This is a genomic window from Desulfatiglans parachlorophenolica (assembly GCF_055394735.1).
Genome location: NZ_AP042460.1, coordinates 1,545,079 through 1,568,922, shown reverse-complemented (window position 1 = coordinate 1,568,922; position 23,844 = coordinate 1,545,079). Strand labels below are relative to the sequence as shown.

Here is a 23,844-nt window from a genome sequence, read left to right as displayed (position 1 = left end):
GTCTCACTCAGGCGGAGCCCTGCTCGATCCCTCCTCCTTTGGCAGGAAAAGTCTTTTGTGCTCGCTCCGGGAGTGTCCGCCAACAGGTGGCGGGTACATCGATGGCAGCCTGCGGAAGCCGATTCAGGACACCGCTCCGCGCAGGGCCGAGCCGGCCCTGAACCAGGCGATCTGCTTCTCGTTCAGGCTATGGTCAAGGCGGATCTCGAAGGAATCGCTGCCTTCGCGCGATATCTTGACCATGACCGGCTTCCCGGGTGCAAGCTTGTCCAGGTCCAGAATACTGAGGCGATCGAACGCTTCGATCCGGTCGTAATCGGACGGCTCGGAGAAGGTGAGGGGCAGGATGCCCTGTTTTTTGAGGTTCGCCTCATGGATGCGGGCAAAGGAGCGCGCAATGACAGCCTTCGCGCCGAGAAACCGCGGAGTCATAGCCGCATGCTCACGGCTGGATCCTTCGCCGTAATTCCAGTCACCGATGATGACGAAGCCGCCGGACTCTTCCTTGTAGGACCGGGCGAGGTCAGGGAAGGGGATCCCGCGGGCGCCGGTCAGGACGTTGGTGCCGTGCCCCGTTTCCCGAGTGAAGGCGTTGAGTGCGCCTTCCAGCAGGTTCTTCGAGATATTGCTCAAGTGCCCCCTGTAGGCCAGCCATCTTCCTCCCGGGGAGATGTGGTCTGTGGTGGTCTTCCCTGCAGTCTTGACGAGGATCGGGAGTTCGATGAAGTCCTTGCCGTCCCAGGGGTCGAAGGGCTTCAGTCGTTCCAGACGCTCCGATTCGGGGGGGATGATGACCTCGGTGCGGCGGGCGTCTTCCTTCGGGGGGCGAAACCCCTCCTTGGTGGAAACAAGGCCGTCCGGGGGGAGGGCAGGCGGCTTGGGGGGGACCAGTTTGAACGGCTCGCCTGCGCTGGAGTGCAGGGTGTCACGCTCAGGGTCGAAGCCCACGTCTCCGGCGATCGCGAGCGCCGCTGCCATGGCCGGCGATGTGAGAAAGGCCCTCGTCTCCGGGTTCGCGTCGTTTCGTCCCCGGAAATTGCGGTTGAAGGTGGTGAAGATGACGTTGGGCATCCCCTTTGGAACGTCTTTTCTTTCCCATTGGCCGATGCAGGGGCCGCAGGATGAGGCCAGGATCGTTACCCCCGCTTTCAGGAAAATTTCGAGAAGATGATCGCGCCGGATGGTCTCGAAGATCTGAATGGATCCCGGCGAAAGGAGAAAGGGGACCTTGGGCTCGAGGCCTTGGCGGGCCGCCTGCTCGAGGATGTCGGCGGCCGCATGGAGATCGGAATAAGACGAATTGGTGCAGGAGCCCAGAAGAACCGCCGAGACGGTTTGGGGCCACCCTTCCTCCTGCGCCTTGCGCCTGAAATCGGCGACATCCGTCACGCTGTCGGGGCTGAAAGGCCCCGCATGGGCGGGCCTGACGGACTGGAGGTCGATCTCCACCACTTCGGCAAACACGCTCTCAGGCTCGTCGGTGCAGCGCTTGTCTTGTGAGAGGATTTCGGACATGGCCTCGACTTTGTCGGCATCCCCGGCGCGTCCTACGCTGCGCAGGTAGGCGTCCATGCCCTCGTCGTAGACGAAAACCGAGGAGGTGGCGCCGAGTTCCGCCCCCATGTTGGTGATGGTGGCCTTCTCGGTCGCCGAAAGGGATTGTGCTCCATCACCGAAGTACTCGAAGATCTTCCCTGTGCCGCCCTTGACGGTAAAGCGCCGCAGCATCTCGAGGATCACGTCCTTGGCGGATGCCCAGCCGGTCAAGCGGCCCGTGAGATGCACCCCGACGATCAGCGGGTATGGCGTTTCCCAAGGGAGGCCGAGCATAGCCTCCGCGGCATCCGCTCCTCCGACGCCGATCGCCAGCATCCCTAGCCCTCCGGCATTGGGGGTATGCGAATCGGTCCCCAGCATCAGTCCGCCTGGAAAGGCGTAGTTCTCGAAGACCACCTGATGGATGATGCCCGACCCGGGTCCCCAGAACCCAAGACCGTAGCGCTCCGCCGCCGATGAGAGAAAATCGTAGACCTCCCGGTTGGCTTCGCAGCCTTCGGCCAGGTCGGGTTCCGCGCCGCGGGAGGCCCTCAAAAGATGGTCGCAATGGATGGTGGCGGGGACCCGGATCTTTTCGGCCTGAGACTGCATGAACTGGAGCATGGCCATCTGGGCCGTTGCATCCTGGAGCGCCACGCGATCCGGGTAGAGATCGATGGGATCTTTTCCGGGGTTGAGGCGTTTTGCGTAGGAGCCTTCTCCTTCGTGGAGGAAAAGGATCTTTTCCGCGTAGGAAAGGCCCCGCCCCAGCATGCGGCGCTTCGTGTCGAGGATGGCTTGTGCTTCGCTCGCGTCGAATCGGAAGATCATAAATCGGTACCTTGATCGATGCCCGCCAGGGAATCGAATGGATTGAAGTCAAAGAAAATTTCCAGCATCCCGGCTGCCGCCCGAGGACGTTTGCACTGTGGGGGCGGCCGGCGGACCCGGAAAGGGATCCGGAGGGTTGTGCCGATACGCGACCTCGCCGGGGCGGAATGCTTTGCCCTCAGTTGCTTCGACTCTGAAGGGTAAAGCGGAACTCCTCCTTTCTATAATAGTCGAAAATAGGGGGTTGGCAAGTCTCGAGCGCGGAGAGAGTGGAATTTTCGGCGAGCGGATGCCCGGGATGGGGCAGGAGGCCCTTAAAACTTGAAGATTCGGGCTCGTTTGGGTAAGCTGGTGTCCATCCGGAAATGATTTTCTTATAGAACCCAGTTTCCAATCCGGAAATGAGGATTTTTCTTCACCGCTTCGCCGCTCAGTCCCACCGCTGCGCGGCGGGTCCCGGTTTGGCCAATATCAAGGAAATCAAGCGTTTGCGCGGAGGCGACCTGTAGGTCGCCGCACAAGCAAACGTGCAGATTGACGCCGAGATTGGCCAAAAAGACCATTTCCGGATGGAAACAAGCTGGTGCTGCACGGCTGGATCACCGGGCTCCAACGGCTGGTCCCCGTCCGATCTGATCGGTGATGGATGGTGTGGAAATCGATGCAGGATGAAAGGCCATCGGCGGTTGTAGGTGTCGTTTCGGACACCCATGGACTGTTGCGTCCCGAGGCCGTAGAGCGCCTCGAGGGGGTCGATCTGATCGTGCATGCCGGCGATGTTGGCAATCCGGCTATCCTGGAGCACCTGCGCCGGATCGCGCCGGTCAGGGCGGTGAGGGGCAACACGGACCGCGGACCTTGGGCGGCGGACTTGCCCCGGTACGAGATCTTCGAGTTTGGCGGTCGCACGTTTTACGTGGTCCACGACATCCTCGAAATGGATCTCGACCCGCGGGCTGCGGGCGTGGCGGTGGTCATCAGCGGCCACTCTCACAGACCTTCGATTCAGATCGCGGACGGCGTTCTCTACCTCGATCCGGGCAGCATCGGGCCGCGCCGTTTCCTTCTGCCCGTGGCGATGGCAAATGTGACCATCCGCTCCGAACGGCTGGACCCCGAACTCATTTTCCTCGGAGGATGAAAAGGGGTCGGCAGAGGGGTGTGTCGTTGGGAATAGGAAGAATATTGCCATTCGGGAAAAGATGTGTTAATAGGATGCCTTAAGAGGCGATCCTGCGCCCGCTGCCGTTCGGTTGTCCTGGTCCGCGGCAGAAGCTTGTATAGCAAAGGCGATTCGACGGCATCCATTTCGGAGGTTCAACCCATGGTCAATCGGTCGGCTCACGTGCTGGTGATGGTGCTTGTGATGGGGGTGTTCACCCTGCTCTGTGCAGGCGCATCTGGGGCAGGAGTCATTGAAGGGGTTGTCGAGGAGACGGACGGAACGAAGGTCAAAATACGCTTCGATGCAGTTGAGACACCGGAGGCGGGGGACTTCGTCGATCTGGGGCAGGAGGATTCGGACGGGAAAACAGCGCTCCTCGGAACCTGGAAGGTTACGCAGGTCGCAGGCGGGTTTGTCTGGGCCGAGGCCCTGGATGCGGCCGCGGAGGCGGCACCGCAGGCGAAGGCCTTCATCTATGCGGGTTCCGCAGATGCCTGTGCCGAAAAAAGGGCCGGCGGGGCATCCGCAGCCGGCCCCGGGAGACAGGCCGGTATCTACCCGGAGAAGGCGGCTTCGGATGAGGCCGAGATCGGCCGCGAAGTCGTTGCGGCCTTCAGGGTAGCCCACGATCGCCTGAACCCGGCTCACACGCAAAAGAAAGCAGCGCCGGAGCACCCGGGCTGGCTGGGCGTCACCTTGAAGATGGTGACCCTCGATCTCGCGAAGGCATTCGGGATGCCCGGACCCGGTGGGGTGCTCGTCGCCAGCATCTTTGCCGGAGGCCCGGCCGAAAAGGCCGGATTTCAGCAGGATGATGTCATCGTGGATTTCGATGGCACCCCGATATCCAATTGCCACGTAATGCCCGACCTGCTGGCTTGCGCGACTCCGGGCAAGAAGGTAACCGTGGTCCTCTGGCGCGGAGGCAGATTGGTCTCAAAAGAGGTCGTGATGGGGGCGCAACCGTGGGCGACAACCGGCGGGGACAAAAAAGCGCGTTCGAAGACCGCCATGAAGCAGAAACCCTGAGGGGAGGGGGTTACGGAAGATCCTCCAGAAACCGGATCTCCAGCCCGAGGCCGGCGCCCCATTTCTGAAGCAGCCATCCGTTTTCGCGCGTGCGTTGCGCGCGGGCCTGCCGGTCTTCTCCGTGGTCGGCTTTGTCAGCTTCGTAGGGAAGACAGCCGAAATAGCGCCAGCCGGCGTAGCCGCCGAAAGGGGTCCCGTCTTCGGGCGGGATGCCTGCCCGGACACTGCGCGCGATCTGCCGATCGACCGGCACGATGATGTGGTAGCGCACGCCCTCCGGGTCGATGCCGATATATCCTTCGTTTCCGGTGTAATCAGCGAGCGTGGCGCGCCACAGATCGCTCAGTCTGATGCTCATCTCTTTCATGATCCACCTTCTCTGGGCCCGATGCTCCTCCAACGGGCTTTCGCCCCTCAGCCGATGCACCGCTTTGGTGCCTGGCATAAGACGATCACCCCCTGATCGGCTCAACCCTCGTCATGGTCTGCTGTCCATCCTGAAGCGGTTATCAGACAGGGGCGCGTTTCCGGAGGGAAAAGCGCCTACTTTACCATCAGCACGGGGCAGGGAGAAAGAATGCCCACCTTGTAGCTGATGGTGCCCAGGCCCTCGGGGGCCTTTTCCGGATCGATCCTGTGGGAGCCGAGGACGATCAGGTCGACATGATGCTCATTGACGAAGCGGATGATTTCGGGCACCCGCTTGCCGAACGCGATGGCGGTTTCTATGGTGGCGGCCTCCGGTCCGAGCGATTCGACGAGCTTTTGCATCTTCTTGACGGCGCGCTTGCGAAGTTTTTCGTAGAAATCACTGAATTCGCTGTAATCGGCCCCTTCGATCGTCTCGATGATGTGCAACAGGGTGACTTGGGCATTCTGCAGCTTGGCCATCTGCATCGCGATCATGGATGCGTGCAGGCTTTTTTCCGTGAAGTCGGACGGAACCAGAATGTTTCGGAACATCTCGATCAACCTCCATTGAATCGATTCTGCGGTTTTACGTAAACCTCAGGAGTTTGGCCCCGCGGATTTTACGTTCCTTCCGTTCAACCTGGGTGCGGACGGCCTCGTCGAGGGAAAACTCCCGGGCCTCCGGTTTGAGCGGGATCTTGGTCGAGAGTTGAAGAAAGGGGTCCGAGCGGGCTTTTCTGGACGAAAAGGCGCCTCAGCGGGCACGAGCCCGCAAGACCATCGTTTGGGCGAACTGTTTAGCGTCATCGATGTCGGCCTTGTCAGGATGACCGGCTGCACTCTGCGCCTCTTCAGCCCATGCCTTGTTTTCGGGTTTCTGCATCAGGGCGTCGATCAGGGCGGGTTTGACCTGACCGCGCGTTCCGAAGGTGCCCAGGATCTTGAGTTTCGAGCCAATGGTCAGGGCATGATAGAAGGCGGTGATGGCCAATTCACCCCCCCGCAGGGAGCCATGAGTGGCGAAAAAAGCGGTCTTCTTGCCTTCAGGGATCGTCTTGACGAAGGCTTCCACTTTGCCTGGGACACTGTGGGCGTGAACAGGAAAACCGCAAAAGATCAAATCGTAGTCGGCTACGTTTTTCACTTCCTGGATGGGCAGAAGATGTTTCTCCGCCTCCTCTATGCCCTCGAAAATGCCGTTGGCCAGCTTTGCCGTGTTCCCCGTATCAGACAGAAATGCAACCAGTACCTTCATTTTTCCCTCCTGTTGGAATCATACGATATGCCGGAAATATCGCGGGCCTCGTCGACGCGGCCGTCCGCTCCAGACGCTTCTGACCGGGAAGTATGCCGGGCACCGAGCGTGCGCGAACGGTTGGGCTTTGAGTGGGCATTCGGAAACGCACCTTGGGCGTGCCCTGGGTTGGAAGCGAGAAGATGGAGGCCCCTTTCTCGGTTTTTCCACCGGCTTCGCCGCTCAGTCCCACCGCTTCGCGGCGGGTCCCGGTCTGCCAATATCAAGGAAATCAAGCATTTGCGCGGAGGCGCCTTGGTGATCGCCGCACAAGCAAAGGTGCAGATCGACGCCGAGATTGGCAAAAAAGACCATTTCCGGATGGATCTATGTATATAATTTCGATGCCGATTGCAAGATCTTTGGCGCCGGGACGAGGTATCTGTGCTAAAATCCTAATCGGTGGCCGAAGGTTTTTCATGCCGTCTGCGAAGGCGACCTGCAGGCCGGTGCGTGTACAGACGGGCGGATTGACGCCGAGATCGGCCAAACAGGCCATTTACGGATGGAAACCAGGCGGTGGAGGCTCGGCGGGCGGATATTTCCCGGGGCAAAGAAAGGGAATGTTGCGGGTAAGCTCCGGGGCTTACTTGTTTCGGTGAGTCGATGCGTGGCGGGAAAAGCGCCTGTCAACAGGGAAATGGCGTCCCCGCTTAGGGAAGGAGTCGGATGTGAAGAAGGAGAAAGCGTCGAAAAAAAAACAGAGCTGGTGGCGGCGATTCCTGGCGCGGATAGCGGCGGCGCACGCAAGCTATCCGCAGGGTGGTTGCAGCACGTGAGCCCCCCGGTATACGGGTGCCGTAGGCACCTCACGGAAGGTCACCTCAGCCGGTCGAGGTCGGCGGACGTAAGAAAGCGGGCGTTGCCTCCAGCCAGCAGGTAAGCGTGGGCGGCCTCCTCCACCTCTTCGGCGATGTTGAAGGCCTCGTCGAAATCGCGGCCCACGGTCACCAGGCCGTGGTTTTGAAGCAGGACGGCCTGCCGGCCGGCGCCCCCCAGGATATCGGCGACCGCCGCCGACAGTTCGTTCGAGCCGGGCGTCAGGTAGGGGATCAGCGGAAGGGGGTGCGCGCAGAGGGTAAACCCCGGGGTAATGGGCGGTAGGGACTGTTCACCGGGTGAAAGAATGCTTGCGACCGCGATGAGTGCTGCGCCGTGGGTGTGGCAGACGGCCAGGACGTCGGGTCTTGCCCGCAGAACGGCCAAGTGCATGCCGGCCTCCCGCGTGGGCCGTAAGCCTCCGATGACGCGGCCTTCGTCGTCCGTCACCGCCACCTGCTCGGGCTGCAATGCGCGCAGGGAGTGTCCGGTCGGCGAAAGGAGTATGCAGGCGCCCTTGCGGACGGCCAGATTGCCGCCGGAGCCGCAGACGAGCCGCCGGTCGTACATCAGGCGACATTGCCTGCAAAAGGTCTTTTTCGACGCGGGAGACGGCGGTTTGGACGTCTCTTCTTTTGGGGTCACTGTGCTCCCTCCTCCAAAACGGGTGATTGGGCGGTTTCGGGCCGGTATTGCCCCATGGGTGAAGGGCGGGGCGGGCGGCGTTCCCGGAAAAATTGCGCTGTTGTTCGGGGGAGCGGCCGTCCGGACCTTAAAGCCGAGGGCATCATAAGCCCGGGCGCGCCTGCATGGCAAGGGCCTTTTCGCCTTGACGGTCCGGGGGTCCTGTGGAATAGTGCCCCGCAGGAAGATTTCCGGGGCGGGGGTGTCATCCGGTCGAGCGGCGGATCGGATCGATCGGCGGCGGGTGTGGTGTGCCATCGAATGGCAGAAAGGCTCTCGTGGGTCTGTGGGAGCGGAGAGGGAGAGACATCATCGTGAATGACGACAAGCCTTTGGATCCGGCTGCAACGACGATCGCATCCATTGAGAACAGAAAGAGGCCCGGCCAGGTGGTCGAGATCCGCTATGCGGCGGAGGAGGGGGCCTTTGTCACGGCGGGGATCGAGGCGCACTTCGCTGAAAAGGAGATCATGATCCCTTCCCGGCTGGTCCTGGAGGATTTTGAGTTGATGGGGACGATCCTATCGGCGCTCCTCGAGAAGCTCTCCGAGGCCCAGGATGCGGAAGGCGTTTTTTCCTATGCCTCGCATTTCGAGGCGATGGGGCGCTTTTATCTGCTGAAAGAAGGGGAGCGGTATGTTCATTTGTCCCTGGCCGATGAAGCCGGAGCGGAGGGGACTGCTCCGCATGGGGATTTTTCGGCATGAGGGTGGCTCAGTATTTTGAGGCGGGTGAAGTGCGCATCGGTCTGGTCGGGGAGGAACCGGTCTCCTTTTTGTCGCGTCACTTCACGCTTCAGCCGGGAGATGTGATCCTTACGGGGACACCGAGCGGTGTCGGCGCTTTCCGCAACCCTCCCGTCTATCTTCGGTCGGGGGACGAGGTCTCGGTCACCATCGAAGGCATCGGGACGCTCACCAACCGGTTCCGTACGGTCTGAGCGCCTGCGGGCCGGATGGCGAATCCTCCGAGGTGGAGGCTGCGGTGGGGCCTCTGAAAAGCGGATGAAACGCAGTGCGGGCAGGATGGAGCAGGGGAGCGCGGCGGCAAGGAGATGATGGCGATTTGAGCGAAGAAAAGGTCTTTTTCGAAAACGAAGGATTGACCCTGGAGGGGCTTATCAGCCGGCAGCCTGGGGCGTGCGGCGCGGTTATAACCCATCCGCATCCGCTTTACGGCGGGGATATGCACAACCCCGTCGTGGTGGCGCTTGCACGCGCCTACCGGCGGCTCGGCTTCACGACGCTTCGTTTCAACTTCAGGGGCGTCGGTTCGAGCCAGGGGGTGTACGGCGGGGGGGAGGCCGAACAGGCCGATCTGCGCGCAGCGCACGATCTTCTGGTGGGCGAGGGAAAGACCCGCGTGGACCTGGCAGGGTATTCCTTCGGGGCCTGGGTGATCGCCCATGCCTTGGAGCGGCTGCCGGAGGCCCGGGATGTCGTGCTGGTGTCCCCCCCGGCGGCCTTCATGGATTTCGGCGGCCTGAAAAGACTGCCGCAGCTTCGCCTTGTGATCACCGGAAAGAGCGATGAGATCGCCCCCGCGGACCTGCTGGAGCGGCTGGTCCCGCAGTGGAACCCGGAGGCCGTCCTGAAGGTGATCGCCGGTGCGGACCATTTCTATGGGGGGAAGGTCCAGGAGCTTCAGGCCGTCGTGGAGGAATGTGTGCGCGGGTGGGAAAGCGCAGGACCGGCCGCAGGAGGGGAACGGTGAGCGGGGATGACGAGAGGGTCTTCCCCGGCCTCGGTTTGATGGAAAACCGTGTGATGCATTACGCCTGGGGATCCCGGACGGCCATTCCGCGGCTGATGGGGGCTGCCGAACCCGCCGCCGAACCATGGGCTGAACTCTGGATGGGGGCGCATCTCAAGGCCCCTTCCTGTCTGGTTCGGAATGGCGAGAGGCTCCTGCTGGATCGATGGATCGCACAACACCCCGACGAGGTCCTGGGCCTGCCGGTGGGGCGCCGGTTCGGGCCCGAACTGCCGTTTCTTTTCAAGATCCTTGCGGCGGATGCACCGCTCTCCATCCAGGTCCATCCTGACCGGCGGCAGGCGTTGGAGGGATTCGAGCGGGAGAATCGAGAGGATATCCCGATTGACGGTCTGGACAGAAATTTCCGGGACCCGCACCATAAACCCGAACTGCTGGTGGCGCTGACGCCTTTCGAGGCGCTGAAGGGGTTCAGACAGCCGGTCGAGATGTGCGAACTCCTCGAGGGTGCGGCAGTCGCGTTCGACCCGGGCGGACTGGAGGGCGCGTCCAACCGCGTGGGGGAGGATGCGCTCAGGCGGATCTTTCGAAGGCTCTTCGAACTGCCGGCTGCTGCGCGTGAACGCTGCCTGCAAAAGGCGATGGCACAGGCCCGCCTGCTGGCGGGAAGCCATCCGGCATTCGCATGGGTGCTTCGTTTGGGGGAGCGTCATCCGGCCGACATGGGCGTGTTGGCGCCGCTCTTCATGAACCTCGTGCGGCTCGATCCGGGAGAGGCCCTCTTCGTTGCGCCGGGTGAACTCCACACCTATCTCGGCGGATTGGGGCTCGAGATCATGGCGAACTCCGACAACGTGCTCCGAGCCGGATTGACCCGGAAGCGGGTGGATCTTGACGGCCTTTTGGAGATCGCACGTTTTGAGGCCCGGCCGGCGGAGGTCCTTCGGCCGGTTCCTGCCCGCGCTTTCGAACGTGTTTTTGACGTCCCGGTGGAGGAGTTCGGGCTGTCGCGAATCGCGCTCGGGGAGGGGGACAGCTACGTGGCGGAGTTGAACCGCAGCGTGGAGATCCTGCTTTGCATCGAAGGCGAGGCCCTGCTCAGGGATGCCGGGACGGGCGAAGCGCTCACCCTGCGAAAAGGCTCATCCGCTGTCGTGGCGGCTGCCGTGCCTTCCTATATCATCCAGGGGCCTGCGACGCTTTACAGGGCGTATGTCCCACAGACCTGCAGGCCTTTCGAAGGATAATTCGTTTCCATCCGGAAATGGTCTCTTTGGCCAATCTCGGCGTCAATCTGCACGTTTGCTTGTGCGGCGACCTCCAGGTCGCCTCCGCGCAAATGCTTGATTTTCTTGATATTAGCCAAACAGGGACCCGCCGCGAAGCGGTGGGACTGAGCACCCGAAGGGTGTGAAGAAAAATCCTCCTTTCCGGATTGGAAACTTTGTCGTGCCGGATGGCCTTTTCCGGATGGATCATAATCCCCATGCAGCGCATCGAGGCGGGCATCGCTGGCCGGGATGGTTGTACGGCCCTTGGGTGCTTGCCTCAGGAGAGGAGGCCCACGTACCAGCGCGTGATGAGCGGACCGAAAAAGAGATAAATGACCGCCGCAAGCGAAAGGAAAGGGCCGAAGGGGATCCGGGTCCGGAACCCTTCGCCGCTCGCGAGGATGAAGGCGAGGCCCGTCAGAGCCCCTACGAGCGAGGCGATGAGGACGACCAGGGGCAGCGACCAGGCGCTCAGCCAGGCGCCGATCATGGCGAGGAGTTTGATATCCCCGCCCCCCATCCCGGTGCGGCCGGTGAGCCGTTCATAGACGAAGGCGACGAGCAGGAGGCTTCCCCCTCCGGCGATGGCCCCGACCAGGGAAGAAATAAAGCTGATGTGCCCCAGCAGCAGGGCGGCAACGAGGCCGCAGAGCACCCCCGGCAGGGACAGGACATCGGGGATGATACGGTGGTGCAGATCGATCAGGCTGATGACCTCCAGCGCCGCGCAGAAGAGAAAAAAGAGAATGTATTGTAATGTCGGCCCGAATTTGATAAAGAGGGCGAGGCTGAGAGCGGCGGTCAGGCCCTCGACGATCGGGTACTGCGGGCTGATGGGGCAGCGGCAGGAGCGGCATTTGCCGCGCAGGATCAGATAGCTCAGGATGGGTATGTTGTCGTAGACGCGAAGGCGTGCGCCGCAATGGGGGCAGGACGAGGGCGGCGTGACGATGGACTTTCCAAGCGGAAGCCGATGGATGAGCACATTCAGAAAACTTCCGATGGCCAAACCGAAAAGAACCGCAAAGACAGCGGCGACAGAGTATCCATCCATGGAGACGACTCCGGGCGATTGATGGTTGCTTGAGCGGTTTGCCTTCGCAAGCCTCCAAAGGGCTGCAGAAGGCGCCTCGCCGTCATGATAACCGTTCGACTTCGAGGATGACAACCCTCAAACCTGCGGTCTGCCGAAGGCCTCGGGTAGCCAACCCCTCCGGTTCCGGCTGCGGCAGAAAGCAGGACGGATCCCGGGACTTCATAGGGAGGATCTTTCCATGACGGGAGGAGCGGGCGCCGCGAAAAAGGCGCAGATTCTTGCGATCAACCCCGAAAATCCGCAGCAGAGGCTCATTCACCGCGTAAGCGAGATCCTCGAGGAGGGCGGGGTGATCGCGTATCCCACGGATACCTTTTATGGTATAGGCTGTGACCTTTACAACAAAAAGGGCATTCAGCTGATCTACCGCCTCAAGAACCGACCCCTCAAGAAGCCCTTTTCTTTCGTCTGCGACGGACTGACCGAGATCAGCCGCTATACGGTCGTTTCCAACTACGCCTACAAGACGATGAAGCGTCTTCTACCCGGCCCTTACACCTTCATCCTCGAAGGGACCCGGCTGGTGCCCAAGATCATGCTGACGAAGCGCAAGACGGTCGGGATTCGTGTGCCGGACAACAATATCTGCCTCGCACTCGTGCATGCCTTGGGCAAGCCCATTATCAGTACCAGCGCGGGGTATGACGACCCTCTTTCCATTCAAGAGGCCTTCGGGCATCAGTTGGACGCGATCATCGACGGCGGCGTGGTTTCACAGGGCCCATCGAGCGTCGTTTCGCTGATAGACGATATCCCGGAGGTTATCCGGGTGGGGAAGGGGGATGTCAGTCTTTTCGAATGAGGGCTGTTTCGGGGAGCCCCTGCCAGCGGTAATGGACCCGGGATGAAGCGGCTTCCAGATGGCGGGTGACGGCTTGGACCGCCGATTCGGCCAAGAGATCGAAGAGGCCGATATCGCGCCGCTTCGGGAAAACGAGTTCGGGATCGCCGGAGATGCCGGCAAGTTCCTTTGCGAGGTCGACGGCATCCTGAAAGTTGCCGAGTGCGTCCACCAGCCCCAATTCTTTAGCCTTGGCGCCCGAAAATACGCGGCCGTCCGCAATCTGCATGACCGTTTCGAGATCGATGCCCCTGCCTGCCGCCACATCGGTCACAAACTGCTCCTGGATATCCCCAATCAGATGGCCGATCACCTCGCGGTCCCGCTCCGTCAGATCCCTGTGCGGTGAGCCGATGTCCTTGAATTCGCCGGTTTTGAGTACTTCGAGTTCCACGCCGATCTTGTCCAGCAGGTTCTTGAAGCGAAAAAACTCCATGATGACGCCGATGCTGCCGGTGATGGTGCCGGGGTTCGCCACGATGCGCGTGGCGCCGGCCGCCGCGTAGTAGCCGCCGGAAGTGGCGACGCTCCCGAAGGAGGCAACGATCGGCTTGCCTTCGGCGACCCTCCTGACCTCACGGTATATCTCCTGGCTGGGTCCGACGGAGCCGCCCGGGGAGTCCACTCGCAGAATGATGGCTTTGATGGATTTGTCACGATTGAAGCCGGTGAGGTCGGTGATCAGATCACGACTGTCCATGATCGGGCCGGTCAGGGTCAGGACACCGATCTTCTGACCGAAGGCGATCCGGGGCGCAGATCCAGACAGGTGCATGACCAGCACCAGCATTCCGCCGAAAAAGACGGCCGCGAAGAGCAGGATCAGAAAAACGGGCAATAGCGAACGTTTTTTCGAAGACATGGAGGCCTGTCGTCAAAAAGCGCCGTCGGCAGCCGGCCGGTGCTCCGATGAAGCGAACGGCTGCCGACGGCGCAGATCTTCCTTGGATGCAGGGGTGCGCAGTCGATCCGAATCTGAACTACCGATCGTCTGAACTGTCGGTGCCGGGGTCTTCCTCTTCGGGGCCGCTTTCGTCGAACTCTCCGTCGTCGTCCTCAGTGGCTGCGTTCTGACGCTGAAGGTTCATCATCTCTTCCTTGAGCAGTTCACCCAGGTTGGAAGTCGCCTCCGTGCGGTTGTTGAGGTAGCTCGTATAATTGTCTTTTTCCGAGCCTTCCTCCAGCTTGCGGATCGAGAGCCCGATCTTTTTCTGCTCGGGGGAGACGTTCAGCACCTTCGCCTGGATCACGTCATCGACCTGGAAGCGCGAGAGCGGGTTGCCCCGTTTGTCCTTGGCGATCTCCGAGACGTGGACGAGCCCTTCGATCCCCTCCTCGAGTTCGACGAACAGACCGAAATCGGTGACGTTCGTGACCGTCCCCGTTACGCGGGTGCCGGGCTTGTAGCGGATGGGGATCTCGTCCCACGGGTCTCGGGCGAGCTGTTTGATTCCGAGGGAGAAACGCTCGTTTTCCTTGTCGATGTTCAGGACCACGGCCTGCACCTCCTGACCCTTCTTGTAGATCTCGGAGGGATGTTTGATCCGTTTGGTCCAGGAGATGTCCGATATGTGGACGAGGCCGTCGATGCCCTCGTCGATGCCGATGAAGATGCCGAAATCGGTGATGTTCTTGATGCGTCCTTCGATCGTGGTTCCGACCGGATATTTTTCCTCGATGACATCCCACGGGTTGGGTTCGACCTGCTTCAGGCCGAGGGAGATCCGTTTCTTGTCGATATCGAGGTTCAGCACCAGGGCCTCCACCTCGTCGCCGATGTTCAGGATCTGAGAAGGATGCCTGATCTTGCGGGTCCAGGACATCTCGGAGACGTGGATGAGCCCCTCGACGCCCTGCTCGACCTCCACAAAGGCGCCGTAGTCGGTCAGGCTGACCACCTTGCCTTTGATCTTGGTGCCGGGCGGGTAGAGCACGGAGGCGTTTGTCCATGGATCCGGCGTAAGCTGCTTGATGCCGAGGGAGACACGCTCTTTTTCAGGATCGAAGCTGAGGACCTTGACACGGATCGTGTCAGCCACCTGGTGCATTTCCGAAGGGTGTCCGACTCGTCCCCAGGACATGTCGGTGATGTGAACGAGGCCATCGATCCCGCCGAGGTCGATGAACAGGCCGTAATCGGTAATGTTCTTCACCGTGCCTTCGAGGATGGCCCCTTCTTCGAGGAGTGCCAGGGTCTTCTCACGCTGAGAGGCCCGATCGGCTTCGAGGATCGCCCTTCTGGAGAGGACGATGTTGCCGCGGCGCTTGTTGTATTTGACGATCTTGAACTCATGCTCGGTGCCGACGAGGGAATCCATGTCGCGCACCGGCCGGAGGTCCACCTGCGAGCCCGGGAGGAAGGCCTGAAGGCCGATGTCCACGGAGAGTCCGCCTTTGACGCGGGAGAGGATCTTTCCCTTGATGGTCCCGTTGCCTTCGTAGATGTCCTTGATCTCGTCCCAGATCTTGATCTTGGCGGCCTTTTCCTTGGAAAGGATGATGGTCCCGTCCTCGTTTTCACGCCTTTCCAGGAGGACGTCGACCTTGTCGCCCACCTTTGCGGTCATAGTGCCGTCCGGCTCGATGAACTCCTGGATCCGGATTTGACCTTCGGACTTGTAACCGATATCGACCAGAACGTATTCTTTGTCGATCTGGACGATTTCGCCCTTGACCACTTCGCCTTCCTGTATGCTCTTGAGGCTTTCCTCGTAGAGCTCCATGAAGTTGTCGGTATCCTGCAGATCGTCCATCGAACCCAGGTCGTCATCCGCGGCCGAAGCCTGCGTCATACCTTCTTCCCGGTCCTCGAGGGATGTTTCCGTGGTTTGGGTTTCGTACGTGTCGTTATTGGTTAAGCCGGTTGTTGATTTTTCCATCAAAGTTGTTACCCCCCTGCATCATTTTGGCCCTGATTGCTGGCTTAAATATGTATTAATAACAAAGCCGGGAAATAATATCAACCGTCTATTTCATCAAGTCTATCGTTATTCAATAATTTTTAAGAATTTTCAGCAGAGTTTGCAGCACCTCTTCGACCCGCATGCGGTCGGTGTCGATGAACGTCGCATCCGGGGCGGGCCGGAGCGGAGCGACGGGACGGGTTTCATCCTGCCGGTCCCGCTGCTGAAGCTCTGCCAGTACGGTCTCGAAAGCGGCATCTTCTCCCCGGCTCAGCCGCTCCTGCCAGCGTCTGCGTGCGCGCGTTTCCGGGGATGCCGTCAGAAAAAATTTGTGGTGCGCTTCGGGAAAGACCACCGTCCCCATGTCCCGGCCTTCGGCAACCAGATCGCTCACAGCGGCGAGTCCACGCTGCAGAGAGACCATGGCCTTTCTGACGCCTGGAACGGCGGAGAGATTCGAGGAAAGCAAGTCCATTTCCGGGGTGCGGATGTCCGTCGAGATGTCTTCTCCCTCGAGGAGGAGGCGGGGAGGGTCGGTGTCGTTTTCAAAACGCAGATCGAGGCTGCGGCAGAAGGCTTCGAGGCGGGGTTCTTCGGGGAGGAAGTCGCCGAAACGGCGCCGCACGGCGAGGGCCGCGGCCCGGTACATGGCCCCCGTATCCAGATAGAGGATGCCGAGTTCACGGGCCAACCCCCGGCTTATGGTGCTCTTGCCCGAGCCTGCGGGCCCGTCTATGGCGACGATCTTTCTCAGTGCGCTAACGCCTTTCGCCTTCGAGCACCTTTTTCAGGGCCTCGAGGAACCGTTCGTTTTCCTGGGGAAGTCCGACGTTGATGCGGATGAACTCCGGCAGGCCGTAGCTGTCCATGGCGCGTATGATCACGCCTTCGCGCAACATCCTCTCGAAGACCTGTTTGCCGGGGATGGGGACCCGGATCAGGAAATAGTTGGTTTGGGTCGGCAGGGCTTCGAGGCCCATTTCACGGAGCCCCGCGTAAAGAAAAGCGAGTCCGGTACGGGTGGTCTCGAGCGTGCGGGCGACGAAATCGCGGTCGTCCAATGCGGCCGTCGCGGCGGCCTGCGCCAGGGCATTGGCGTTGAATGGCTGACGGACGCGGTTCATGTAATCGATCAGCTCCGAATCCGCAAACCCATACCCGATCCGAAGACCTGCCAGGCCATAAAGCTTCGAGAAGGTCCTCAGCACCACCAGACGGGGGCAGACGGCGAGGAGGTCTTCTCCGCGGGCCACTTGCGGGTCGGTCGTGAACTCGATATAGGCCTCGTCGAGGACGACCACGATGTCGCGGGGAATCCCCTCCAGAAACCGGAGCATTTCGTCTTTGAAAAGGATCGTCCCGGTCGGGTTGTTGGGGTTGTTGATGAAGAGGATCTTGGTCCGGGGTGTAATCGCGGCATGCACATCGTCGAGGTCGATCCTGAAATCCCTGAGCGGGACCGATATCATTTGTCCGCGGGCGCCGTTCACCATCTTTTCGTAGACCAGGAAGGTCGGAAAGGCCTGAACGACCTCATCTCCGGCCGCGAGAAAGGTCCTGATGATCAGTTCGATGATCTCATTGGAGCCGTTGCCGAGGATGATCTGTTCCATCGGCAGGCCGAGGATTTCCCCGAGCCTGCGCTTCAGGTAGTAGCCGCTTCCGTCCGGATAGCGATGGAGGCTCGGGATCTTTTCGACGATCGCCTTGACGGCCATAGGGGAGGGACCCAGCGGGTTTTCGTTGGAAGCGAGCTTGATCGAGCCGAAGATGCCGAACTCCCGTTCGAGTTCTTCGATGGGTTTTCCGGGGGGGTATGGCACCAGGTTTTCGACGCCTTTATGGGTCAGCGGTTTCATGAACGATCCTTCTTTCCCCGGGCAGGGCGCCCGATTCGGACCCCTGTGGGTCTCCTGGAGAGGCGTATGCCCGGCCTTGGATTCGCCGGGGTGACCGGCGGCGGTTTGTCCGTTCCCATGCTGCCGGCGGCAAGGGCCCGCAAAATAGGGGCGGTTTCCATCGGGAAATGACGATTGGAAACCTGCCCGCGCCTGACGGTCGTTTCCGGACAGGAAACGAGGGCAGCGATCGGGAGGATGCTTTAAGGGTGTTGCACTCAGAGCCTTTATAATGCAACGCGGCCGAAATGTAAATCGGATCCATCCCTGCCGGAATGAGGCGCCACATTTTCGGGGCGGAAGGGGTCGATTTCGGATGAAGGTGAAAAAGGAATCCATTTTCTGGCTTGACTTCAGGGGGCTGATCCATTAGGTTTACCCAATCTACTCGGTAACCGCTTTTAATCGTTCCCTTATTTTCCCCAGAGGAGTGCCATGAACAAATCGCAGCTGATCGAGGCTCTTGCCAAAGAAGAGAATCTGCCGCTCAAGAAGGCCGAAGAGGTGGTCAATACGATTTTCGCCGAAATGGAGACGGCCCTCGTCAGAGGGGAACGGGTGGAGATTCGTGGTCTTGGCAGTTTCAAGGTGAAGAACTACGACGGCTACAAGGGAAGAAACCCGAAGACGGGGGATGTTATCGAGGTGTCTCCGAAGAAGCTGCCCTTTTTCAAGGTGGGTAAAGAGCTCAAGGAGCGCGTGGATCTCTTTTGATGAATCGGTGTACCAGAATGATATATGGGCCCTTGGTCGTGCTAGGCGGGGAGTTAGCGGTGCCCTGTAACCCGAAATCCGCTCATGCGGGGTTGAAAATCTCCACTGAGGGGGCGCGCGAATCTGCCCCAGGGCGTCTTGGAGACGAGGTGGACCTCACGTAACAGACGCTTATGAACCCCGTCAGGTCCGGAAGGAAGCAGCGGTAAGTAAGATAGTCTGTGTCGTGTTGGAATCTACCTCCTATCTCCTCGATCCCGAGGCGGTTCGACACGTTTTCGAATGGAGATGCACGGCCAAGGACTCCAATCCCCTTTCCACATGATCCCCGACAGCCCACTATTTCTGCGATACCCCGGCCTCGCGCGGGAGTCCGGATTGGCGCATGCCGTGTTCACGCGGCGCGGGGGAGAGAGCCCGCCGCCGTTCGACAGCCTGAACGTCAGCGAAAGCGTGGGGGATGTGAGCGGGTGTGTCAGGCGGAACCTGGAGACGATCCGCGATTACCTGGACGCCGAGCGGCTCTTCTGGATGAATCAGTGCCACGGGGATACGGTGGTCGTGATCCGCTCGGCGCAAACCCCTTTCGCGGATGCCGTTCCGGACGCGGATGCCCTGGTGACCGACGCCCCCGGTCTGGCCCTCATGGTCAAGCAGGCGGACTGCCAGGGGGTGATCCTCTTCGACCCGGAAAGGCGCGTGGCGGCGGTTGTGCACAGCGGATGGCGCGGGAGTGTGCGCAACATCCTCGGGCGCACGGTGTCGGTGATGGAGAGCGTGTTCGGCTGCGTCCCGCGGGATGTCCACGCCGGCATCGGGCCATCGCTCGGCCCCTGCTGCGCGGAATTCAAATCGTTTCGGGAGATCTTTCCCCGGGGCTTCGGCGCCTTCAGGGTGCGGGAGGCCCATTTCGATCTGTGGGCCCTCAGCGTCCACCAACTCTTAGCCGCCGGGCTGCGGCGGGACCGTATCGAGACCGCCGGGATCTGCACCCGCTGCCGGAAAGACCTTTTTTTCTCTTACAGGGGTGAGGGCGCCACGGGCCGTTTCGCCACCGTGGCCATGCTGAAGCGCCGGCGCCTGTAAGGGTGTCGACCGCACTGACATATCCCCCCACCGGCCTCGCGCAGTCGAACACCACGTGGCGGGGTACCCCTCTCTCTGCCCGATCTTCACCGTCTCACCGTCTAAAACCACCCCTCGACAGTGCCAGGCCCGCCAGGAAGAGGCATTCACCGATCCCAATGGCGGTCAGGTCCATCGGATCCAGCGAAATAGCATGGGAATCGATGGGATCTGCTTCACATCGGCAAAAATTCCCCCTAAGCCCCCGCACGCCGGGTCCGACGGCGCTCGAACCACTGACGGCCGCTCTCTACGACAGAGCAGAGCACAGGGACGAGCACCAATGTCAGGAGGGTTGCGACGGCCAGACCGAAGATGACGGCCACCGCCATCGGGCCCCACCACTGGCTCGATTCCCCGCCAATATCGAAGGAAAGCCGTCTGAAATCGACGCTGACCCCAGTCGCCATGGGAAGGAGCCCGAGGATGGTGGTGACGGCCGTCAGCATCACGGGGCGGAACCGAACCATGCCCGCTCGCACGAGGGCCTCCTTGAACGGCAGACCACGCTCCTTCAGTTGGTTGTAGTAGTCGATCAGCACGATGGCGTTGTTGACGACCACACCTGCCAGACTGATCACGCCGATCCCCGTCATGATAATGCCGAAGGGGGTCCCCGTGATCAGGAGACCCAGGAAGACCCCGATCAGTGAGAGGAGGACCGAGGTCAGGATGATGCAGGGGGTGAAGAAGGAATTGAACTGGGTCATCAGGATCAGGAAGATAAGAAAGAGAGTGGCTGTAAAGGCCTTCGACAGAAAGGCCGATGCCTTTTCCTGCTCCTGCTGCTCTCCCGTGAAGCGGTAGGCGTAGCCGCGGGGCCATTGGAAGCCTTCGCCGATGCGGGCCTCGATGTCGCGGATGATGTCGTTCGCAAGGCGCCCCGAGACATCCCCTGAGATGGTGACGACGCGCTTCTGATCGAGGCGCATGATGGCGCCGAGGCCGCTTGCGAGGCTGATCTCCGCAACGCTGGTCAGCGGGATCGGTTCGCCCCGGGGGCCCGAGACCGTCAGGCGCTCCAGGTTCTCGACGCTGTGTCGATCCCGCTCGGGGAGTCTGGCGAGGATGTCGTACTCGTCTTTGCCGTCGCGGAAGACCCCGACCTTGACGCCGTTGACCGCGGCCTTGATCGTGTAGGCGATGTAGTAGGTGTCGAGCCCGAGCAGGGCCGCCTTTTCTTTGTCGACGCGGATGCGGATCTCCGGTTTCCCTTTGACGAAATTGTCCTTCAGGTCCACGAGGCCGGGGATGTCGCTGATCGTCTTTCGGATGCGGGCGGCGAGTTCACCGAGCACGTGGATGTCGTCGCCGCTGACCTCGAGATTGATGGGAGGCCCGGTGGGCGGGCCCTCCTCCTCTTTTTCCACCTGCACCTCCGCCCCGATGATCCGCTCGAGCAGGCGGCTGCGCACCTCCTTGACGATCTCGGAGGATGGGCGCGTCCGATCGTGAAATTCCCTGAAATCGAGGGCGATCCGGCTCAAGTGCGTCCCGGTGCCGCCCTGCGAAAAGGGATCCCCTCCGACCAGCCCGATGTCCGAGATCACGTACCGGATGTCCTCGTATTCGGAAACGACCGCTTCCACCTCCATGACGAGCTGGTCGGAGGCATCCAGGCTCGTACCCTCCGGTGCCTTGATGTTGACATAGGCCCGACGGGGCTCTGTTTCGGGGAAAAATTCGAAGCCTTTGCCGAAGAGGCCGAAGGCAAGGGCCGAGCCGATGAGAAGCATAAAAGAAAGGAGAATCAGCAGAAACCGATGTTCGAGGCTTTCTGTCAGCAGACGGGCATACAGGCGCTTGACGAGCGGTTCACGGCCAGGCTGCGCCATTTCGGTGGAAAGGGCCTTGGCGGTCTGAAACCGGGCCGAGAGCACGGGGTTGATCACCAGGGCGACGAAAAGAGACGCCGACAGCGCTATGATCAGGGTTTCGGGCAGGAACTTCATGAACTCCCCCATGATCCCGGGCCAGAAGAGCATGGGGAAGAAGGCCCCGAGGGTCGTCAGGGTGGAGGTGATCACCGGCCAGGCGACCTGATCGGTGCCAAGGGCGGCCGCCTCTTCGCGCGGCGCCCCCTGCTGCATGTGGCGATAAATGTTTTCGACGATGACGATGCCGTTGTCCACCAGCATGCCGAGGGCGAGGATCAGGGAGAAGAGGACCACCATGTTGAGGGTCACGTCGAAGACGGCCAGGAGTGCGAAGGTGATAAGCATCGAGTAGGGGATGGCCAGTGCCACGAAAAAGGCGGAACGTCCGCCGATAAAGAGAAAGATGACGGCCAGAACGAGGATGAGGCCGGAGATGATGTTGTTTTCGAGATCGGCGATCATAAGCCGTACATCGTCGGACATATCCGAGGTCAGACTGATCCTGAGGGCGGGTGGCAGGAGCGGCTTCATCTCTGCAACCACCCGTTTGACCTCGTCCGTCACCCGGACGATGTTTTCCCCCGTGCGCTTTTTGATGGCGAGGGTCACGCTCTGCTCGCCGTCGATGCGGCTTCTGGTCAGGGGATCCTTGTGGGTGTCCTGAATGACGGCGATGTCCCGCAGGTAGACGGGTTTCCCGTCGCGAACGAAGACGACGATGGAGAAGATCTCCGAGGGGTGTTTGAAATCCTCCGGGACCCGCACGAGGTACTTTCCTTCGCCGATATCCATGCTGCCGCCCGGCATGTTGACGTTGCTCCGGGTGACCGCTTCCACGATGCTCGAGAAGGGGACGTTGTAGGCCGCCACCCGGTCGAGGTCGAGGGCGACGTGGATCTCCCGTTCGAGCCCGCCGCTCAGTTCGGCGTCCAACACACCCGGGACGGCCTCGATGCGGTCCTCCAGATCCTCGGCGAAATTCTGCAGGCGCCGGAGGTTGAACGGGCCGGAGAGCACCACACGGATCACCGGGAGATCCGAAAAGTTCACCTCCTGGATGACCGGTTCGTCCGGCAGGTCGTCGGGCAGGTCGGGCTTGGCCTGGTCCACCTTGTCCCGGACCTTCTGCAGGGCATCGTCGATGTCGATGTCGGGAAGGAATTTGATGGCCACGGTGGCGATCCCCTCGGCCGATGTCGAGCGGATTTCCTCCACGTCCGAGAGCCCTTTGAGCTTCCGTTCAAGGGGGACGGTGATCAGCTCCTCCATGTCCTCGGGCGCGACGCCTTCATAGGTCGTGGTAACGAAGACATAGGGAATGGTAATGTCCGGAAAGGATTCCCGCGGGATGGTCAAGTAGCAGTACAGGCCTGTGATTACGATCAGGACGAGCAGCGCGAAGACGGTTACCGGGCGTTTGAGGGCGAGTTGATTGACGATCATTGAATCCGGACCCTCGTTCCCTCTTCGATGTCGCGCTGCCCTTTGACGATCAGCCGGTCTCCAGGTTCGAGCCCCCGGGTGATCTGGACGCGGTCTCCCTCGATGACGCCGATCTCCGCCTTGCGCGCGTGGGCGACGCCCTCTTCGGCGACAAAGATCAGACGTTCACCGCTCCTGTCGACGACGGCAAAGAGGGGAACCGACAATGCGTCCGAGATGACGCGGCGCAGGAAGGCGAGCTTCGCGATCATGCCGGGCCGGATTTCATGGGCCGGGTTTTCCATCAGGACCTTTACCCGGAAGGTCTTGGTGGCCGGGTCGGCCTTGAAGGCGACGAAATCGATCCGTCCGGTGAATTCCCTGCCCGGGATGGCATCGATGCGGATCAGCACGTTCTGACCGTTCCGGAGATAACGCACATCGCGTTCGGGGACGTTGGCGACGATCTCGATCTGTTCGATGTCGACCAGATCCATCAAAGGGTCGCCCCGGTTGATGAACTCACCCTGGTCGACGTGCAGGAAATTGACGCGGCCGCCGATCGGCGCGTGCGGGAAACCGTCCTGGTATTCCACGCGGGCCTGCTCGAGATCCGCTTCGGCCCCGGTCAGTTCGGCGATGCTGTAATCCAGTTCCTCCTGGGTGGAAATCCGCCGATCGAAAAGTTTCCTCCGCCTTTCGTGAACACTCCTGGCCAGTTCATAGGCAGCCTTCGCCCGGTCGAGGGCCGCCTTGCGCGCCGCGACATCGATTCTGGCGAGAAGATCGCCCTCCTTGACGGCGTCCCCTTCGCGGAAAGGCAGCGCTTCCACCCTGCCGGACGCATCGGAGGAGACCCGCACGTCGAGGTGCGGATCGGTCTCTCCAGGCAGGATCAGGATGTCGCGGATCGGGGCAGGTTGTATCGTAAGGACGGATACAGTCACTTCAGGAGGTTCGGGGCGGGCGGCTTCCCCGGCGGTTTCAGGATCCCGGCATCCGGAGGCGAAGAGAAGCCCCAGGAAGACGGCGCAGATCAGCAAGGGCGAATAGCCGGTCCTCGATCCAATGGGTGTCACGGGGTGCGACCTTTCAGTGAGCGGGTTTTAAGGTTCATCCTCTGCAAAACAGTCCAAGAGAAAAGAGAAGATGCCCGCCCCCGGAATCAGGCTTCGCTCTCCGTGGCGGGGATGGTCCATCGTGATCCGCGGCCCT

Annotated in this window: 24 protein-coding genes and 1 other RNA gene; 11 read left to right on the top strand and 14 right to left on the bottom strand. The window is 61.0% G+C overall.

The genetic code is table 11. The features are described from left to right. Positions 1-123 precede the first annotated feature (123 nt). Together ACZ500_RS07435 and ACZ500_RS07430 are read right to left on the bottom strand one after the other, a co-directional pair. Complete coding sequence (locus ACZ500_RS07435) at positions 124-2,367, bottom strand: aconitate hydratase (protein WP_464231874.1); 2,244 nt, start codon at positions 2,365-2,367, stop codon at positions 124-126. A 374-nt stretch (positions 2,368-2,741) separates the two neighbouring features. After that, complete coding sequence (locus ACZ500_RS07430; protein ID WP_464231873.1) at positions 2,742-2,930, bottom strand: hypothetical protein; 189 nt, start codon at positions 2,928-2,930, stop codon at positions 2,742-2,744. A gap of 83 nt (positions 2,931-3,013) precedes the next feature. On the opposite strand from ACZ500_RS07430, the gene ACZ500_RS07425 reads away from it, so the two are divergent. After that, positions 3,014-3,508, top strand: a complete 495-nt coding sequence (locus ACZ500_RS07425) for a metallophosphoesterase family protein (RefSeq protein ID WP_464231872.1) — start codon at positions 3,014-3,016, stop codon at positions 3,506-3,508. A gap of 183 nt (positions 3,509-3,691) precedes the next feature. Then, positions 3,692-4,561, top strand: coding sequence for a S1C family serine protease (locus tag ACZ500_RS07420; RefSeq protein ID WP_464231871.1), 870 nt, complete (start codon positions 3,692-3,694; stop codon positions 4,559-4,561). A gap of 10 nt (positions 4,562-4,571) precedes the next feature. On the opposite strand, the gene ACZ500_RS07415 is transcribed toward ACZ500_RS07420, so the two are convergent. From ACZ500_RS07415 to ACZ500_RS07395, 5 genes are all read right to left on the bottom strand, one after another. Beyond that, complete coding sequence (locus tag ACZ500_RS07415) at positions 4,572-5,006, bottom strand: hypothetical protein (RefSeq protein ID WP_464231870.1); 435 nt, start codon at positions 5,004-5,006, stop codon at positions 4,572-4,574. 98 nt (positions 5,007-5,104) lie between these two features. Then, on the bottom strand, positions 5,105-5,524 hold the full coding sequence (locus ACZ500_RS07410) for a universal stress protein (RefSeq protein ID WP_464231869.1): 420 nt from the start codon (positions 5,522-5,524) through the stop codon (positions 5,105-5,107). 202 nt (positions 5,525-5,726) lie between these two features. Further along, positions 5,727-6,227, bottom strand: a complete 501-nt coding sequence (locus ACZ500_RS07405) for a flavodoxin family protein (RefSeq protein WP_464231868.1) — start codon at positions 6,225-6,227, stop codon at positions 5,727-5,729. Positions 6,228-6,449: 222 nt separating this feature from the next. Further along, the gene (locus ACZ500_RS07400; RefSeq protein ID WP_464231867.1) at positions 6,450-6,581 is read right to left on the bottom strand and encodes a hypothetical protein; all 132 of its coding nucleotides are present in this window, start codon (positions 6,579-6,581) and stop codon (positions 6,450-6,452) included. 504 nt (positions 6,582-7,085) lie between these two features. After that, positions 7,086-7,730 (bottom strand): class II aldolase/adducin family protein, encoded by a 645-nt coding sequence (locus ACZ500_RS07395; RefSeq protein ID WP_464231866.1) that lies wholly within the window; start codon positions 7,728-7,730, stop codon positions 7,086-7,088. Positions 7,731-8,083: 353 nt separating this feature from the next. Between ACZ500_RS07395 and ACZ500_RS07390 the strand changes: the two genes are divergently transcribed. From ACZ500_RS07390 to ACZ500_RS07370, 5 genes are all read left to right on the top strand, one after another. Next, positions 8,084-8,476, top strand: coding sequence for a hypothetical protein (locus tag ACZ500_RS07390; RefSeq protein WP_464231865.1), 393 nt, complete (start codon positions 8,084-8,086; stop codon positions 8,474-8,476). Beyond that, entirely contained in the window at positions 8,473-8,709 is a 237-nt protein-coding gene (locus ACZ500_RS07385; protein ID WP_464231864.1) for a fumarylacetoacetate hydrolase family protein, read from the top strand. Before ACZ500_RS07390 ends, ACZ500_RS07385 begins: the two co-directional genes overlap by 4 nt. Positions 8,710-8,834: 125 nt before the next feature. Continuing rightward, the gene (locus ACZ500_RS07380) at positions 8,835-9,482 is read left to right on the top strand and encodes an alpha/beta hydrolase (protein WP_464231863.1); all 648 of its coding nucleotides are present in this window, start codon (positions 8,835-8,837) and stop codon (positions 9,480-9,482) included. Then, a complete protein-coding gene (manA, locus tag ACZ500_RS07375; RefSeq protein ID WP_464231862.1) occupies positions 9,479-10,729 on the top strand; it encodes a mannose-6-phosphate isomerase, class I in 1,251 nt (416 codons plus the stop codon). Before ACZ500_RS07380 ends, manA begins: the two co-directional genes overlap by 4 nt. A gap of 17 nt (positions 10,730-10,746) precedes the next feature. Further along, positions 10,747-10,896, top strand: coding sequence for a hypothetical protein (locus ACZ500_RS07370; RefSeq protein ID WP_464231861.1), 150 nt, complete (start codon positions 10,747-10,749; stop codon positions 10,894-10,896). A gap of 134 nt (positions 10,897-11,030) precedes the next feature. Here the strand turns inward: ACZ500_RS07370 and ACZ500_RS07365 are convergent, their stop codons facing one another. Next, positions 11,031-11,807, bottom strand: coding sequence for a prepilin peptidase (locus tag ACZ500_RS07365; RefSeq protein WP_464231860.1), 777 nt, complete (start codon positions 11,805-11,807; stop codon positions 11,031-11,033). 220 nt (positions 11,808-12,027) lie between these two features. Between ACZ500_RS07365 and ACZ500_RS07360 the strand changes: the two genes are divergently transcribed. Next, positions 12,028-12,651: an L-threonylcarbamoyladenylate synthase gene (locus ACZ500_RS07360; protein ID WP_464231859.1), complete on the top strand. Its 624-nt coding sequence runs from the start codon at positions 12,028-12,030 to the stop codon at positions 12,649-12,651. Here the strand turns inward: ACZ500_RS07360 and sppA are convergent. The 4 genes from sppA to hisC form a co-directional block, all read right to left on the bottom strand. Then, positions 12,635-13,528, bottom strand: a complete 894-nt coding sequence (sppA, locus tag ACZ500_RS07355) for a signal peptide peptidase SppA (RefSeq protein WP_464231858.1) — start codon at positions 13,526-13,528, stop codon at positions 12,635-12,637. The genes ACZ500_RS07360 and sppA overlap by 17 nt on opposite strands. A gap of 142 nt (positions 13,529-13,670) precedes the next feature. Further along, complete coding sequence (locus ACZ500_RS07350; protein ID WP_464231857.1) at positions 13,671-15,569, bottom strand: 30S ribosomal protein S1; 1,899 nt, start codon at positions 15,567-15,569, stop codon at positions 13,671-13,673. Between the two features lie 112 nt (positions 15,570-15,681). Further along, positions 15,682-16,284 carry a (d)CMP kinase gene (gene cmk / locus ACZ500_RS07345; RefSeq protein ID WP_464231856.1) on the bottom strand — a complete coding sequence of 201 codons (603 nt, stop codon included), beginning with the start codon at positions 16,282-16,284 and terminating at the stop codon, positions 15,682-15,684. Positions 16,285-16,351: 67 nt separating this feature from the next. Further along, positions 16,352-17,452: a histidinol-phosphate transaminase gene (hisC, locus tag ACZ500_RS07340; protein WP_464231855.1), complete on the bottom strand. Its 1,101-nt coding sequence runs from the start codon at positions 17,450-17,452 to the stop codon at positions 16,352-16,354. 474 nt (positions 17,453-17,926) lie between these two features. On the opposite strand from hisC, the gene ACZ500_RS07335 reads away from it, so the two are divergent. The 3 genes from ACZ500_RS07335 (at position 17,927) to pgeF (ending at position 19,291) form a co-directional block, all read left to right on the top strand. After that, a complete protein-coding gene (locus ACZ500_RS07335) occupies positions 17,927-18,205 on the top strand; it encodes an HU family DNA-binding protein (RefSeq protein ID WP_464231854.1) in 279 nt (92 codons plus the stop codon). A 36-nt stretch (positions 18,206-18,241) separates the two neighbouring features. Then, positions 18,242-18,501, top strand: an RNA gene (gene ffs, locus ACZ500_RS07330) — signal recognition particle sRNA large type. A gap of 25 nt (positions 18,502-18,526) precedes the next feature. Next, positions 18,527-19,291: a peptidoglycan editing factor PgeF gene (gene pgeF / locus ACZ500_RS07325; RefSeq protein WP_464231853.1), complete on the top strand. Its 765-nt coding sequence runs from the start codon at positions 18,527-18,529 to the stop codon at positions 19,289-19,291. 236 nt (positions 19,292-19,527) lie between these two features. Here pgeF and ACZ500_RS07320 read toward each other — a convergent pair whose 3' ends face one another. Both ACZ500_RS07320 and ACZ500_RS07315 read right to left on the bottom strand, forming a co-directional pair. Beyond that, positions 19,528-22,650 (bottom strand): efflux RND transporter permease subunit, encoded by a 3,123-nt coding sequence (locus ACZ500_RS07320; RefSeq protein WP_464231852.1) that lies wholly within the window; start codon positions 22,648-22,650, stop codon positions 19,528-19,530. Beyond that, entirely contained in the window at positions 22,647-23,672 is a 1,026-nt protein-coding gene (locus tag ACZ500_RS07315) for an efflux RND transporter periplasmic adaptor subunit (protein WP_464231851.1), read from the bottom strand. Before ACZ500_RS07315 ends, ACZ500_RS07320 begins: the two co-directional genes overlap by 4 nt. Positions 23,673-23,844 lie beyond the last annotated feature (172 nt).

What these genes read in the sequence shown, in the direction of transcription:
- ACZ500_RS07430 (WP_464231873.1), bottom strand. Translation starts at nt 2,930, where the DNA reads ATGGTCTTTTTGGCCAATCTCGGCGTCAATCTGCACGTTTGCTTGTGC.
- ACZ500_RS07400 (WP_464231867.1), bottom strand. Translation starts at nt 6,581, where the DNA reads ATGGTCTTTTTTGCCAATCTCGGCGTCGATCTGCACCTTTGCTTGTGC.
- pgeF (WP_464231853.1), top strand. Translation starts at nt 18,527, where the DNA reads ATGATCCCCGACAGCCCACTATTTCTGCGATACCCCGGCCTCGCGCGG.
- hisC (WP_464231855.1), bottom strand. Translation starts at nt 17,452, where the DNA reads ATGAAACCGCTGACCCATAAAGGCGTCGAAAACCTGGTGCCATACCCC.
- ACZ500_RS07370 (WP_464231861.1), top strand. Translation starts at nt 10,747, where the DNA reads ATGGTCTCTTTGGCCAATCTCGGCGTCAATCTGCACGTTTGCTTGTGC.
- ACZ500_RS07405 (WP_464231868.1), bottom strand. Translation starts at nt 6,227, where the DNA reads ATGAAGGTACTGGTTGCATTTCTGTCTGATACGGGGAACACGGCAAAG.
- ACZ500_RS07435 (WP_464231874.1), bottom strand. Translation starts at nt 2,367, where the DNA reads ATGATCTTCCGATTCGACGCGAGCGAAGCACAAGCCATCCTCGACACG.
- ACZ500_RS07365 (WP_464231860.1), bottom strand. Translation starts at nt 11,807, where the DNA reads ATGGATGGATACTCTGTCGCCGCTGTCTTTGCGGTTCTTTTCGGTTTG.
- ACZ500_RS07385 (WP_464231864.1), top strand. Translation starts at nt 8,473, where the DNA reads ATGAGGGTGGCTCAGTATTTTGAGGCGGGTGAAGTGCGCATCGGTCTG.
- ACZ500_RS07335 (WP_464231854.1), top strand. Translation starts at nt 17,927, where the DNA reads ATGAACAAATCGCAGCTGATCGAGGCTCTTGCCAAAGAAGAGAATCTG.
- ACZ500_RS07425 (WP_464231872.1), top strand. Translation starts at nt 3,014, where the DNA reads ATGGTGTGGAAATCGATGCAGGATGAAAGGCCATCGGCGGTTGTAGGT.
- ACZ500_RS07360 (WP_464231859.1), top strand. Translation starts at nt 12,028, where the DNA reads ATGACGGGAGGAGCGGGCGCCGCGAAAAAGGCGCAGATTCTTGCGATC.
- ACZ500_RS07320 (WP_464231852.1), bottom strand. Translation starts at nt 22,650, where the DNA reads ATGATCGTCAATCAACTCGCCCTCAAACGCCCGGTAACCGTCTTCGCG.
- ACZ500_RS07350 (WP_464231857.1), bottom strand. Translation starts at nt 15,569, where the DNA reads ATGGAAAAATCAACAACCGGCTTAACCAATAACGACACGTACGAAACC.
- ACZ500_RS07420 (WP_464231871.1), top strand. Translation starts at nt 3,692, where the DNA reads ATGGTCAATCGGTCGGCTCACGTGCTGGTGATGGTGCTTGTGATGGGG.
- ACZ500_RS07410 (WP_464231869.1), bottom strand. Translation starts at nt 5,524, where the DNA reads ATGTTCCGAAACATTCTGGTTCCGTCCGACTTCACGGAAAAAAGCCTG.
- ACZ500_RS07415 (WP_464231870.1), bottom strand. Translation starts at nt 5,006, where the DNA reads ATGCCAGGCACCAAAGCGGTGCATCGGCTGAGGGGCGAAAGCCCGTTG.